The organism is Planctomicrobium limosum, from assembly GCF_051465645.1.
Taxonomy (GTDB): Bacteria; Planctomycetota; Planctomycetia; order Planctomycetales; family Planctomycetaceae; genus Planctomicrobium.
The window spans coordinates 5,303,495-5,317,214 of sequence record NZ_CP195790.1 but is presented as its reverse complement, the minus strand read 5'-3'; the positions used below and the strand labels follow the sequence as shown (position 1 = coordinate 5,317,214).

At 55.3% G+C, this 13,720-nt stretch carries 14 protein-coding genes and 1 tRNA gene; 10 read left to right on the top strand and 5 right to left on the bottom strand.

Annotation, left to right across the window (positions count from 1 at the left end):
- The first annotated feature begins 52 nt into the window (after positions 1–52).
- The gene (locus tag SH527x_RS20110) at positions 53–589 is read left to right on the top strand and encodes a hypothetical protein (protein ID WP_437192479.1); all 537 of its coding nucleotides are present in this window, start codon (positions 53–55) and stop codon (positions 587–589) included.
- The gene (locus SH527x_RS20105; protein WP_437192478.1) at positions 586–1,683 is read left to right on the top strand and encodes a hypothetical protein; all 1,098 of its coding nucleotides are present in this window, start codon (positions 586–588) and stop codon (positions 1,681–1,683) included. Before SH527x_RS20110 ends, SH527x_RS20105 begins: the two co-directional genes overlap by 4 nt.
- A 184-nt stretch (positions 1,684–1,867) precedes the next feature.
- On the opposite strand, the gene SH527x_RS20100 is transcribed toward SH527x_RS20105, so the two are convergent.
- Positions 1,868–2,323 (bottom strand): hypothetical protein, encoded by a 456-nt coding sequence (locus tag SH527x_RS20100; RefSeq protein WP_437192477.1) that lies wholly within the window; start codon positions 2,321–2,323, stop codon positions 1,868–1,870.
- 68 nt (positions 2,324–2,391) lie between these two features.
- Between SH527x_RS20100 and SH527x_RS20095 the strand changes: the two genes are divergently transcribed.
- Positions 2,392–2,679, top strand: a complete 288-nt coding sequence (locus SH527x_RS20095) for a hypothetical protein (RefSeq protein WP_437192476.1) — start codon at positions 2,392–2,394, stop codon at positions 2,677–2,679.
- A gap of 91 nt (positions 2,680–2,770) precedes the next feature.
- A complete protein-coding gene (locus SH527x_RS20090) occupies positions 2,771–3,148 on the top strand; it encodes a MoaD/ThiS family protein (RefSeq protein ID WP_437192475.1) in 378 nt (125 codons plus the stop codon).
- A 436-nt stretch (positions 3,149–3,584) separates the two neighbouring features.
- Here SH527x_RS20090 and SH527x_RS20085 read toward each other — a convergent pair whose 3' ends face one another.
- Positions 3,585–4,349, bottom strand: coding sequence for a hypothetical protein (locus SH527x_RS20085; protein ID WP_437192474.1), 765 nt, complete (start codon positions 4,347–4,349; stop codon positions 3,585–3,587).
- Here SH527x_RS20085 and SH527x_RS20080 point away from each other — a divergent pair.
- The 5 genes from SH527x_RS20080 to SH527x_RS20060 all read left to right on the top strand — a co-directional run bounded on the left by SH527x_RS20080 (position 4,330) and on the right by SH527x_RS20060 (position 8,617).
- A complete protein-coding gene (locus SH527x_RS20080; protein WP_437192473.1) occupies positions 4,330–5,019 on the top strand; it encodes a hypothetical protein in 690 nt (229 codons plus the stop codon). The two genes, SH527x_RS20085 and SH527x_RS20080, sit on opposite strands and share 20 nt — an antisense overlap.
- 61 nt (positions 5,020–5,080) lie before the next feature.
- Entirely contained in the window at positions 5,081–5,752 is a 672-nt protein-coding gene (locus SH527x_RS20075; protein WP_437192472.1) for a ThiF family adenylyltransferase, read from the top strand.
- A gap of 100 nt (positions 5,753–5,852) precedes the next feature.
- Complete coding sequence (locus SH527x_RS20070; RefSeq protein WP_437192471.1) at positions 5,853–6,986, top strand: hypothetical protein; 1,134 nt, start codon at positions 5,853–5,855, stop codon at positions 6,984–6,986.
- Between the two features lie 103 nt (positions 6,987–7,089).
- Entirely contained in the window at positions 7,090–7,371 is a 282-nt protein-coding gene (locus tag SH527x_RS20065) for a hypothetical protein (RefSeq protein ID WP_437192470.1), read from the top strand.
- A gap of 61 nt (positions 7,372–7,432) precedes the next feature.
- Entirely contained in the window at positions 7,433–8,617 is a 1,185-nt protein-coding gene (locus SH527x_RS20060) for a tyrosine-type recombinase/integrase (protein WP_437192469.1), read from the top strand.
- Between the two features lie 236 nt (positions 8,618–8,853).
- Here the strand turns inward: SH527x_RS20060 and SH527x_RS20055 are convergent.
- From SH527x_RS20055 to SH527x_RS20045, 3 genes are all read right to left on the bottom strand, one after another.
- Positions 8,854–8,940: transfer RNA gene (locus tag SH527x_RS20055), tRNA-Ser, on the bottom strand.
- A gap of 422 nt (positions 8,941–9,362) precedes the next feature.
- Positions 9,363–11,006: an SLC13 family permease gene (locus SH527x_RS20050; protein ID WP_437192468.1), complete on the bottom strand. Its 1,644-nt coding sequence runs from the start codon at positions 11,004–11,006 to the stop codon at positions 9,363–9,365.
- 195 nt (positions 11,007–11,201) lie between these two features.
- Positions 11,202–12,158, bottom strand: coding sequence for an FAD:protein FMN transferase (locus SH527x_RS20045; RefSeq protein WP_437192467.1), 957 nt, complete (start codon positions 12,156–12,158; stop codon positions 11,202–11,204).
- A gap of 217 nt (positions 12,159–12,375) precedes the next feature.
- On the opposite strand from SH527x_RS20045, the gene SH527x_RS20040 reads away from it, so the two are divergent.
- On the top strand, positions 12,376–13,476 hold the full coding sequence (locus SH527x_RS20040; protein ID WP_437192466.1) for a formylglycine-generating enzyme family protein: 1,101 nt from the start codon (positions 12,376–12,378) through the stop codon (positions 13,474–13,476).
- The last annotated feature ends 244 nt before the right edge of the window (positions 13,477–13,720 follow it).

Genomic DNA, 13,720 nt, shown 5'->3' with positions numbered 1-13,720 from the left:
GCGGCGATGAAGGCTGGTGTGCCAACTGTTTCCCCAGCACCAAGGGCCTTTCATGCGGATGAGTTCCAACTTCCTTCTCCTGATTGCAGGCAGTCTGTTGCTGGTCGGATATTGGCCTACCGCTACTCCCGCCGCCGCACCGGTTCGCCTGGCGATGCCGGTGATTGTCAATCAGCACGTCAACTCCGGGTGGTTCATTCCGACGGAGTTGGGACTGGAGATCCGCAATGACTGTCCATCCGGGACCGTGCATGTCGAGGTCTCTTCCGTGCAGGACATCGGCGGTCACTCTCCCTTCGGGGAATACGGAGCAGAGAAAGTGTTGCAGGAGATATTCCCCCGCAGCCTGGAACAGGAACCGGTCCACCACCAGAACATCGTGCGAACACAACACGCGGTGGAAAACGCCCTGTTTCAAGCGAACGTGACAAGGCTCTTCACGAATCTGATTCCGCAATACCGACCATCGCTCTTCAGCAATAAGCAATTGAAGACTGAAGTCACCGGGATCTCGGTGAGTTCCCCTCCACTGTACGCCTGCGGATGCCTTTGCCTTGTTTCAAATCCAACTCTCAGGAGAACCTCATGACCTTGTTTCGTTTGCATTCCCCATTTTGCTTTGTCTTTTCCCTGCTGATGCTGGTTTCCGGTTCTGTGGCTTGTGCTCAGACCGAGACCGTAGAAGCGGAGATTGTTTCCGTGAATCTCGCCGCTGGTTCGGTGGAACTGTCGTATCAGGCCGCGTTAGGAAAAACACAGTCCACGCTCGATGTCAGCAAGAAGGCCAAGATCACCATCAATGGTGAACCAGGAACCTTTGAAAGTCTGCAAAAAGGTCAGAAGGCGACCGTGATCTACAACACGGAACTTGCCGTGGTCACTTCTATTCAGGCGACAGGTATGGGTGATCCGCAAGCAGCCGAACTGGTTCGATTGGATGATCTCAACGGTTCGTTCGCGACACTCACCGCTGATGGCCTGACGATCTGCTACGAAGCACAAGGAGAAGGAGAACCGCTGCTGATGATGGCCCAGCGGAACAGTACGAAAGTCTCTTTTGAGAATCCCCAGCTACTGTTTCCCGGTCGCCATCCAGCACTGTCCGGAGATGGACTGGAACTGGTCTTTTTGCAGATCGCTCCCGGCAAGAAGACACGGACGCTGCATGTCGCGACGCGCCAGGCATCGACCGCGCCGTTCGGCAAGTCGTTGGAAATCCGGGAACTGAGTGCGATCGACTATCCCCGTGGGTTGTTTCTCACGGAAGACGGTTTGACGCTCTGTTTCCGGACTTCGAAAGAGACCAGCGAACTGGTCAGCTGCCGTCGAACCAGCCGCACGTCGGCCTGGACCAGTCCCAAACCTCTGCTGGCCTCCTCCGTGGAGCACAAACTGGGCGGCCAACTGACCTGGCCCTGGATCTCCGCAGACGGCTTGAAACTGCTGGCCGTGCTGGAGACCGGTGGAAAGTCCACAAGCAAACCGAACCTGTATCGATTGAAACGGGCCAGCATCGACCAGCCTTTTTCAGATCCGGCCCTGATCGAGAATGCGGCAATCTCATTCATGGTTCGTGCTCCGCGATATCTCCCGCAAACGGGAGAACTGTTTGTGAGTGGCGTTCCCAGGACGGCCCAAGCGTTTGGGATCGGCGTCGTGAAAGGATTTGACTTACCTGAGTGATCTTTGAATTTCGCGAATTTTTGAACAAGCGGCTGGCGGTCCTCATTTCAGGGCCGCTGGCCGCTTTTGTTTTGGGTCTGCTGGCCATGCGGCAGACCGTCGGCAGTGAGCAGGACACTCGAGCGTGTCCGGAATGGATCGTATCGTAATCGTCGCTCCGCAGGTGCGGGGCGGCTGTGTGTTTTCAGCACGACCGCCCTGTAGTGGGGTGGCGTGCTTTCTTCTTTTTGAAGGAGTAAACAAATGACTCCACTCGATCTTGATTCCGCCATCGCCTGTGCCACCGGCGAATCCCTGTGCGAAATCCGCCGTCGCGGGTTCTCAATCGCCAATCCCCGTGAAGTCCGGTTCGACCCTGAACCCGATCAGCTCGTTCCGCAAATGATCGATTGGGACGACTTCGAGCGGCGCGGCAATATCCCCATTCCGGTTTCCACTCGCCGGGGATCGCCCCGATCGAGATGACATGTCTCATTGCCATGAGCGGGAGCGGCGGGCGAAGGCGTTTTGCCACCGGTACCTCAGCTTCTGGGGAATCGTCTGCCTCGGCTGTGCCTTCGTGTTCGGCTGGCCGGTTCTGCTGGCCTGGCTGGGAGCGGCCTGGGCCCTGACGACGTTCCTGCAGCTCCTGCTGGGCCACGGAAACGACTCCTCCCGCAAGCCTCCCTGTTCCAAACACCGTTAACCACTTGACCTCCATGAGGAACCATGATTTCCGATGCCAGAACCATCCCGAAATTTTCCCTTGGGCAGATCCTGATCACAACGAACGCTCAGGAACAACTCAGTCAGGCTGATGTGCAGACAGCCCTTCGCCGTCATCTGGCTGGTGACTGGGGTGACTGCGATCCGGAAGATGCCGTGGCCAATGAGGACGCTCTCCGGCACGGAGAGCGTCTGCTGTCCGTTTATCAGACAGCCAGTGGTACGAAATTTTGGATCATCACCGAAGCCGATCGCTCCGCCACAACCGTGTTACTGCCTGAGGATTATTAGCAAAAAATTTTGAGGAATCAGGTGGCCTGACATACGGGCCACCCTCACAGATCGATTCCTTATCCCATTTCTTTGAAACACAGGACCACTGATGAAGATTCTCTTTTTGAACAACCTGGGCGCCGGGTTCGCTGACCAGATCGACATCCCCGAAGGGACCACCGTCGCTCAACTGTTTGAGCAACGTGTCTCCCACGGCAGTCCCGCCGATTACCTGATCCGGGTCAACCGGCAGCCGACCACATCGGATTACGTGCTGCAACCGGGCGACCGGGTCAGCGTCACGCCGACGAAGATCGAGGGTGCCCTGCGGGCAGGGATCAGGGGCGAGAGGACAGAGGTCATGAACGACATTGACCAATCCTTTTACTCTCATGTCCCTGATCCGTCACCTCTGTCCTCTCCTCCGAAGGAACGCTCATGGGAGCCCGTCAGCGGCTCAACAGCATCTATGCAACCAGAATTCTGATCATCGCCACTCTGTGCGGGACTGTGACGGAGTCGTGGGGAATCTTTGCACTCGTGGCGATTGCGATGGCTGCGATTTCGGTTCACAGCGGAAGCATCCGTCCGAATCCGCATTCCCAGCACAGACGTCGATTCCGCCGCCGGTAATGAACCTCATTTGATGACCACGCCGAGCCCCTTGTTCTTTAACGAGGGGCTCGGCTCTTTAACTTTCTGGAGTTTTAAACATGAACTTCTCTCTTTGCCGCCGTCCTTGGATGCGAGCGGCAAAATACCTGGAGCAGCAGTATCAACGGGTCCAGACTCGTCCACCGGATCAATCTACCCTGCCGGAGGAGAGCTGGTATCGAATCCAACAACTGCAGCATCGCTGGCAGCTGGCCTCTCAATGCCGCTATCGCGCTGCTCAAACCCATCTTCGTCAACAACTCGCCCAATCACTGCGTCGACTGGCGAAAGACAGCCTGCATCAGGCCGAAGATCTGGAACGTCTGGAGCAACGACAGGAATCGCCAACGTTGCGACTGTTGTTCGAGGAACTGCAATCCGTCCAGGACGAATTCGATCATGTTGAACTCGACTGGCCTGCCAAGATTCTCCACGTCCGGACGGAACGCATCATTCTGGAAGAGATTGACCTCGGCCCGTTCGAAATCCGGCTTTCTCTGGGTCGACTCGGCTGTTATCAGCCGTATCAAGTCATTGCTCTCGATCCGTGTCGCCCGGGATGCTGCGACGACGTCGCGCACCCGCACGTGCAGAGCGACACCCTCTGCGAAGGCGAGGGCCGCTACGCGATCGCCCGGGCATTGGAACAGGGGCGTTTGGGAGAATTCTTTCTCCTCGTGGCCCAGATCCTCCGGACTTACAACTCCGGCTCCGCCTATTGCCGGCTCTCCGATTGGCATGGCTCGCCATGCTCCGATTGTGGCAACACGGTTTCGGAAGACGACGAATACACCTGCGATCGCTGCCGCTCCCGACTCTGTGACCGCTGCACGAACTGCTGCACCTGCTGTGATGACACGCTCTGCAATGAATGCAGCTCCACCTGCGAATCGTGCCAATGCACGACCTGTGATCACTGCCTGAGCCGTTGTGAGTCCTGCCAAGACTCGATCTGCACAGGTTGCCTGAACGGCGACCTGTGCCCCACCTGCCACGAAGATTCTCAGGAGAACGATGATGAAGAAATTGCTCACGAAGAAACAGTTTCAGAACCGCCGCCAGTTACGACGACCTCGCCGCAAACGACCACAGAGACGGCCCACACTCCGGTTCAGCCCGACTGCCTGGGCGAAGCTCTTGTTCCTGCGTGACCTGGGGCCGACTGAAGTCGGCGGATTCGGAATCTCAGCACCGGATGACCTGCTGTTCGTGCACGACGTTCAACTGGTCCGGCAACGCTGCACCGAGGTGTTCGTTTCATTTGACGATGTCGCTGTCGCGGATTTTTTCGAGGACCAGATCGATCTCGGTCGGATTTGGATCCACGCCCATCCGGGAAGTTCTCCCGAACCCAGCCCAACAGATTACGAGACATTTGAGCGGGTCTTCGGCAGTTGCAGTTGGGCGGTGATGTTCATCATTTCTCGAAGCGGAAACACCTTCGCCGAGCTCCAATGGAAGGCTGGCTCCGCGTCGCTCCCCATGACTGTGGAAGTCGATTTCTCAAAGCCGTTTGCCGAGAGCGACCACACCGCCTGGAAGGAAGAATACATTGCCAATATCCATGCCGAATCCTGGCCAAGGAAATCACGCTCTCACTCCGGAAGACAGCTCCTTTCTGATCCGGAACCTGATCTCGATGCTGAGTTCTTCAACCTGTTCGCTGAACCTCAAAACAGAGAAGCAGTTCACGACCTCTTCTGATCGGGCGTCTGTGGACATGTCCCCATCTGCTTGTCAACACTCCTCAACCGAAAGCATTGAAATGAACGACACAGACAGATTCGAGCATCAGCGGAAACTCGTTCCTCACGAAAAGCTGAAAGACCTCGCCGTCACGATCATCGGCGTCGGAGCCATCGGACGGCAGGTCGCGATTCAACTGGCCTCCCTCGGCGTCCGGCAGATCCAGTTGATGGACCATGACCTCGTGGAACCACGAAATATCACCACGCAGGCTTATCTTCGCGAGGATTTGGGCCGCTTGAAAGTCGATGCCACCGCTGAATTTCTCCAACGCATCGATCCCGCGATTCAAATCGAAACGATCCCCGACCGCTATCGACCCACATACAAAACTGGAGAAGCGATCTTCAGTTGCGTGGACTCAATCAGCAGTCGGGCCTCCATCTGGAAGTCGGTGAAAGAGACCAGTCGGTTCTGGTGCGACGGCAGAATGCTCGGAGAAGTCATGCGGGTGCTGACCGCCGTGGAGCAGAGTTCCCGAAACCATTACGCCACCACGTTGTTCCCACAGGTTGAAGCTCAGATTGGCGCCTGCACCTCCCGCAGCGCAATTTATACCGCAAACATTGCTGCCGGATTAATGCTCCACCAGTTCACAAGATGGCTCCGTGGAACTCCAGTCGATGCAGACCTTGTGCTGAATCTCCCGGCCAGCGAGTGCACCGCCACGAGCATTTCAACGACCTCTTGAAGTGGGGCTCTGGTTGAAGCCCAGGTCTAACGAAGTCAAAATCGGAACATGACATGACCTCAAGAATTCGGTAAGCACCAGCAAGGCAGGGGAAGTTCGAATGAGTGACGATCAGACCGAAGCGACAAGCTGGAGTGGTCCTTTTACTCCCTTGCCAAGACCGAGAGGGCAGTTTCAGTCGTTACCTGCAACCTATCGCTGGGAAGTGACGCGGCGTCATCCGTATTACCAGCAGGCGTGGGAACTGGCGCGACGGTTCTTCCAGCAGGAACCTTGCCCGTCACCTCGCGAGCAATTCTTCCGGGAATATGCCGTACAAGTCCTGGGGAGTATTGGTGTGGGAAGGATACCTGCAGATCCAGTCCTGGAATTCAATCAACTTGGGTCCGAAGCAGCGGTGGAATCCTGGCTGGCCGGGACGATTCATCCGGTCTCTTGTCGTGGACTGCTCGGAATGTTGATCGCGGCGCTACCGAAAGAGACGCTCGCACAAATTGGTCTGAATCTCATGCGGAGTTTCACCGGCGCGGGAGAACTGGACGAGAAGAAACGGACAGCCCTCCTGCAATTGGCGCAACAAAACGATCCGTCCCTAGACGATTACGTCAATGTGCCGGTGTTGACGATCGCACCATCGGCGTCATTACGTGCCCTTCACCGGGATTTGCCGAGGGCATTGCAGCCCTGGCGAGAAGGGACGGACGCAGGAGACCACCGGAATCGGACCGGGAAATATTGCGATTATCTGAAGGTCTGGGATCTGCGAGAGGGCTGGCGGAATGGTCGCTATGACAATGCCGCGGAGATGCGTTTACGAGATGTCGCCGAGCAACTCAAACTTTCACCAGGGACCGTTCACAACCACTATCGGAGTGCCTTCGAGCTGATTACAGGCCATCCCTATTCACCTTCCCTCTGGCTGAGGGTCTTCGGTCCACGGAAGCTATCAGGATTCACTGAAGTTGTCGGTCGTGTGGCCGCTCGCCGACCTCACCGTTCCCGAATCCCACGGGAGGTTCCAGAGAGCGTGATTACTCCCGTTCAGGCCAGTTCTGGTTTTGTTCAAACAAATTCCATCGCATCCGGCAATGAAGCCTTCTCAGATTTGTTGATGGATCTCCGAGAACTCGTCGATCAGGGACTGACGAATGAGGAGATTAGTGAGCGGCTGGAACTTGGTCCCCAGGGAGCGGCGATTGTACAGGCTGTTCGCGATCGATTCTTCGAGGAATGAACTGGCTGACTGACGATCAGAACTTCGCTGAAAAAATAACGCGCGCACTATTTGGGAACAGGAAGAGGATGAAATATCCTGATTCCTGAGCCCGGAAGTGATCATGTCGCGTGTCTCCGAAACCTCTTGCCAAAACTATCTTTCCGTCACAGAGTTCTCGGCAGCCTCGACACTCTCGGAAAGTACGATCCGCCGCCGGATCAAGGACGGAACATTTCCCGTCTGGCAGCCAGGCGGGCCGGGGACGCGGGTGATGCTCTCCGCCAGTCTGCTCAAGTCGGTCGTTGAAATCCCTCTTCCACCGCCGGCTTCTCCAGTGCGGAGCTCCCCGCCAGGCCGATCGGCGCACCTCCCGGGCCGCCGCCTGGGGTGGAAGAAACGTTGAACCTTTCCCTCGAAATGGAACCTGCCTGACATCTCCACAAGCAATAGAAAGGAAATCCCTCTTGCCCAAACCGCGCACAAAAGAAGAAATCCAGTGCCGTTATTATCGCTGGCTCCTGGGCACACGCGATGGTGTCTATTTTGCGGACGGCCGAGCCAACTCCCCCTCGCTCGGTCGTCGGTCGCTGGGAACCCGGGACCGGGCGGAGGCCCTGCAGGATCTCGACGATCTGGACCTGATCCTGGCTGTCCAGCATGGACTGGCTGATCGCCGCCTGCTCCAGACCGAAGCGACTCAGTTGGTCACACTTGCAGAGGGGCGTCAGTTGTACGAAAAGCACGTACGGCGCCCCTTGATCTCCGGCGGTCCGCGCCCCTCGACTGCCAAACGCTACCGGGCCGTATTTGACAAGTTCCTGCCGTTTGCTGAACAGCAGGGACTGAAATACTGGAATGAGGTCAACCGCCAGACGTTTGATGCTTATGCCGCCTGGCTGGACGGCGAAAGTTATGCATACGCCACGGAGTATCTGGAGCTGAACACCCTCAAACAGGTCCTCAAGTTCCTGATCGAATACGATCACCTCCCCGCCAGCGTCGCGTTCAAATACCCCATGAAGAAGGCCGACGGAACGGACACGTATTGCTGGCGGAAGGAAGAAGTCCAGGCCATCATCGAGCACTGCCGGACAGAAGAACTCCGCTGGCTCCGAGATGTCGTGATCGGACTGGCCGGAACCGGCCTGCGGATCTCGGAACTCGCGTCACTCCGCTGGTCCGATGTGGATCTCGGCAAAGGGATGATCACGCTCACCGATGAAACCGCACACAAGAGCCGTGGTGCCCGCGAAAAGCGAACGACCAAATCCGGCTACAGCCGCTCGTTCCCGATCCAGGATGAACTACGGATTGTGCTGGAACACCTCACCCATCATCCGGATGGCAAGGTGTTCCACGGACCACTGGGAGGCAAGATCAAGGCCGACACCGTCCGGCGGATCCTGATCCGCGATGTTCTGACACCACTGTCTTCCCGGTTTCCGTCACAGGGAGACGATCCCGGGTTCATTGATGGACGCCTGCACTCATTCCGACATTACTTCTGCTCGAACTGTGCGAATCGAGGTGTGAAGGAACGGGTGCTGATGAGCTGGCTAGGACACCGCAACAGCAAGATGGTCCACCGCTACTATCATCTGCACGACGACGAATCTCGTCGTCAGATGGAACAGGTGAAGTTATACTGAATGCAGGATCATCCGGAGCCAGCGTGGCGCCGGGAAATTTTTTGAAGAGGTTTTTGAGAAAGAGGGAGACAACCCGCCCCACTTCCAATGAGAACCAAGACACCCACTAAGGACTGTTCCTTTGATCCTTTCTCACCCTGATTGGCACAGTTTCGGCACAGTCGACTGTGCCAATCAGAACTCCCCACTGCAAACCCTGATTTTCAAAGGACTTGCAGTGGGGAGTCTGAAGGAAGCGGAGAGAGGGGGATTCGAACCCCCGGTGACATTTCTGCCACACAGCATTTCCAATGCTGCACAATCGGCCGCTCTGCCATCTCTCCGGATGGATCATCGCCCTTGAAATTTCAAATTCAATACGCTGATTCTTTGCGAAACAATGCATCGATTCTGAAAAGCAAGAGACGCTGACGCGTGCCGAAGTCTACTCAATCAAACGGAACTCGCAAGCCTACAACGAATTCAACCAACGGTTCCTTCAAACTTCCGGCTCCCAGCGTCCCAATTTCGTGACAAACCGGATCGCCCGGAACGCAGAAAAGACGCCTCTCCCCTACTCTGACACTTCGAGGGATTTTCGGGATCGTGGGCGATTCTGGCACGCCGCATTCTGCTTTTCTCCTGTTGAGAAAAGTTGCTGAGCGGGCACAGGAGAGACCAAACCAGCCTCTCGGCACCACGATCCTCTGCCTGAGACCAACCTACATCGAGTCAGAACACGCCCGAAAGAGGTCAGGCCAAAAAATCAGGGGTTGGGTTGCGGTATGGCTTGAATTACAGACGCCTCGCCTGGGAACGGAATGTTCATCACAGCGGTAGCGATAAACATCATAAACCCTGCGACGACAAAGACCCCGATGATGTTCAGCACCAACCCATAGGCCATCATGGAACGAATTGGAACGCGACCAGTTGCGAAAACAATTGCATTTGGAGGAGTTCCGACTGGCATCATGAAACCGCAACTTGCCGAGACGGTAGCCGGGATAAGCAGTAGACGGGGATCAATATTGGATTGAATCGCTACTGCAGCCAGAACGGGCATCAGCATGTTGGCCGTTGCGGTATTACTCGTAAATTCAGTGAGACATGTCACAAGCGCACAAACGAGCAGCAAAATCACGAATGGAGACTGCCCGGTAATCACGCCGGACAGCGAGACGCCTAGCCAGTCGGCTAGCTTTGTCGAACCAAATGCATTGGCCATGGCAAAACCGCCACCAAACAGCAGCAACATCCCCCAAGGAATTCCTCGCTCAGCTTCCTTCCAGGTCAGCAAGCGAGGTCGCGTTGCAGCAGGCCCATCCCCCGGCAGGATGAAAAGGAACAAGGACATGAAAATCGCAATCGTGGAATCGTGAATGTTCTTGATGAGGTAAGACAGATCAAAGCCGATCCAGCTCCCTGCTTTCACAACCATCGACGGCCAGTCCGGGAGCACCTGCCAGTTATCAATCTGGAGTGGCTCTTTCAAAATCCACATCGCCGCAGTCAACCCGAACAAAATGGCGACTTTGGTTTCAGCTGGACGAATGGGGCCGAGATCTCGCAGTTGATTCTTGAAGAAATCGCGAGTCAACAACTCTGACTGTGGTAACTTAGGCAGGTTCCATGTCATGACGATCCCGCACAACGTCAACATCACCAGACTGACCGGGGCAAACACGATCATCCACTCGGCAAACGTGACGTCCGGATACCCTAGAGGCACATACTGCTGCCCCCAGAATCCGCGGAAGACCATATTCGTCGGTGTGCCGACATACGTGCCGATTCCACCAACGCTGGCTGCATAGGCAATTCCCAGCAGCAATGGAATCGAAAGCTTCCTGATGAACGCGTCTGAGCCTTCGACATTCGACTTGGCGAGCGATTCGCCCAACGTTTTTAGAAGTGCCAGTCCGATTGGAACCATCATCAATGCCGTTGCACTGTTGCTGATCCACATGGAGAGCCCGCCAGTGGCGAACATAAAGCCGAATACAATTCTGCGAGGGCTTGTCCCCATGAATTGAAGGACATGCAAGGCGATTCGCCGATGCAGCCCCCAGCGCTCAATTCCCAGTGCGAGCAGGAATCCCCCAAGGTAAAGAAAGACAGACGGGTCACTGTACGCCTGAGTGACCGCCTTTCCAGGCAGGATGTTACACAGAGGATACAAGGCAATTGGCAGCAGGCTCGTCACTGCCATCGGGATCGGCTCTGTAATCCAGTAGACCCCCATCAAGACAGTAATCGCGGCCAGGCGCTGCCCCTCTGGAGACAGACCTTCCAAACCTGGTGCGAACAGGACAGCCAGAAACAGAACCGCCCCCAAGGCCAGCTTGAAATAACGCCAGAACCGCTGGGACGACCCGACATTGCCGCCATCCATGTCTTCTTCGGTCATTAACCGGAACCTCAACAATAACTGAGAAAAATCACACAAACACCGGTGTCCGACCGGGTCTCTTCACCTGACCAGCTGAACCACGCCATTGCCGCCCAAAACGACAACACAGCTTTGCCTGTGTCGCGAAAAACGCACTGAGAGAGAATGCGATCTCAGGTCGCTCCAATGAGTCGAAACCTTCAAACGAAGGCGTCACTCACCCGGGGTCTTCACTCCCTCGGACACCAGCGACTTCCAGCCGTCAGTCTGAATTGAGATTGGCTTCTTCTGATGATCAAGAGTCACAATCAATGCCTGCACATCAGGGAACGCGGTCCTCAATAGATGCATTCCCTTTTCAGGCCCAAGCACACTCACAACAGTCGCCAATGCGTCTGTTTGCGTACAATCATCTGAAACGATTGTAACACTCATCGGAGTCGTAACTCCAATTCCCGTTCGCGGGTCAACGATATGGGAATACCGAATCCCATTCAATTCCACAAACTGATACAGATCCGCCGAGGTTGAGACAGCACGATTCTTCAGACTCAGAATGAGGAGAGGTCGAGTATCAGTGCTGGTCCGCGCCCGATCTTCGATTTCAACACGCCATCCAGAACTGTCTGGTGGTGGATCGCCTGCTCGGACTTCCCCTGCCACGGCCACCAAAGAACGCGTCAGACCATGCTTCGCGAGAATTTGATAGGCCTCTTCAGAGCCATATCCTTTCGCAATTCCCCCGAAATCAAGCTGCATGTTTTGCAACTTCAATGTTGCTGTTTGCTTCGAGCAATCCAGCGAAACGAGCTTGTACCCGACGTGCCTTTTCGCTTCTTCTAATTGATTCGCATCCGGGAATGCTTTGCGACGTCTAGCGACTCGCCACAATTTAACGACCGATCCGATTGTGACGTCAAACGCTCCATCTGAAACAGTGGAATATCGTTGCGACTCGGCCAGCATTTTCCAGAGATCGTCGCTCACCTTCACAGGCTCGCCAGCGGCATGTTGACAGAGTCGATTCAGCTCACTTTCCGGGTCGTAATCGCTCAAACATCGATCCAGCTGACGCAATCGATCATATGCGGCGTCAGTGGCCACTTTTGAGGTGTTTTCATCCGGAGCATAGACTACAATTCGGACAGGAACCCCCATCCGAATTTGCACGTACTCAAATCGCTGTAATGCAGGCTCTGAAGCCTGCAACACGTTTGCGAAAAAAAGGAGTAATGCAAAGCATGTTCCCGAACTGGCCCACCTGGTGTTGATCGACAACAGATTGTGTTGTTGCATCGGCATAGTTGCGACTCACATTCGCATTCAACGAAACAAGTGATTTGTTATGACAGTACGCCCAAGACATCCATTCTGGCAAGTGGCATGTATGTCGGTCCTCTCGGCAGGGATTCTTGTCTCTGACGCGGCGACTGCGGCCGAACCGAACGCTCAAGAGCTCTATCTTCGCAGCCCAGACAGTGAGGCGAAGACAGCAGCAGAGATGAAACCGTACGTTCAGAAGCTGCGCGACACTGAAATTTCCTTCACCATGCTTCCTATTCCTGGTGGTGAAGTTCTGCTGGGAAGCCCTGAAGGGGAAGAAGGTCGCAACGAGGACGAAGGTCCACAGCGCAAGGTCAAGATCGCCCCATTCTGGATGGGAAAAACCGAAGTCACCTGGGACGAATACGATGTCTGGCGTCTGAGCCTCGACAAACAGCGCCGGAATTTAACCGGACGCCAGATCGATCAGGTTGACAGTCTGTCCGATGCGATTTCACGGGCGACGACCGAATACACCGACATGACATTTGGGATGGGTCACGATGGCTTCCCTGCCATCGGCATGACTCAGGCTGCCGCAAAGAAGTACTGCGAATGGCTCTCTGCCAAGACAGGACATTACTACCGTTTGCCAACTGAAGCAGAGTGGGAGTACGCCTGTCGTGCTGGAACGACAACGAAATATTCATTCGGCGATGACGTTGAAAAACTTGGTGAGTACGCCTGGTATTACGACAATTCAGACGACATCTACCATAAGGTCGGAACCAAGAAGGCCAATCCCTGGGGCCTCCACGACATGCATGGAAGCGTGAGCGAGTGGGTGCTCGATCGATATGAACCGAGCTTCTACAACTCCATTCCTGAAGGTGGAGCCACAAACTTCCTCGTCAACCTGCCGAACGGCGATGAATACCCTCGTGTCACACGAGGAGGATCATGGAAAGACGACCCAGAGTTCCTGCGGAGTGCGGTGCGAATTCCATCGACACCAGACTGGAAGATTCAGGATCCACAGTTGCCTCGCAGCATCTGGTATCTGACCGATGGAGACATGGTCGGGTTCCGGGTTGTTCGCCCGCTGGAACGTCCATCGGCTGAAGAAATCAAACGCTACATGCTTTACACCGATATTCCAAACGACCTGAAAGAGCGATACGCTCGTGAGTTGAAAGCTCAGGGCAAATCCCCTGACGCTGAATAAGTTACTCAGGTCTCCAATCAGGTGACCACGCTGATTTGGGTTCCAGCAACCGTAAATCTCAGGCAGCTCCCTTCAACTGGAGCTGCCTTTTTATTTATCCTGCTAACGACATTGATCCAGCTGCATTCCGCGCTGATTGCTTTCATATTGACCGCTTGCATGTTGTGACCTTCACAGACGGAGCGGCTCAAGACTCTTCTCGACCTCGATCACGTCCTTCCATTCACTGACAACGGGCAGACAA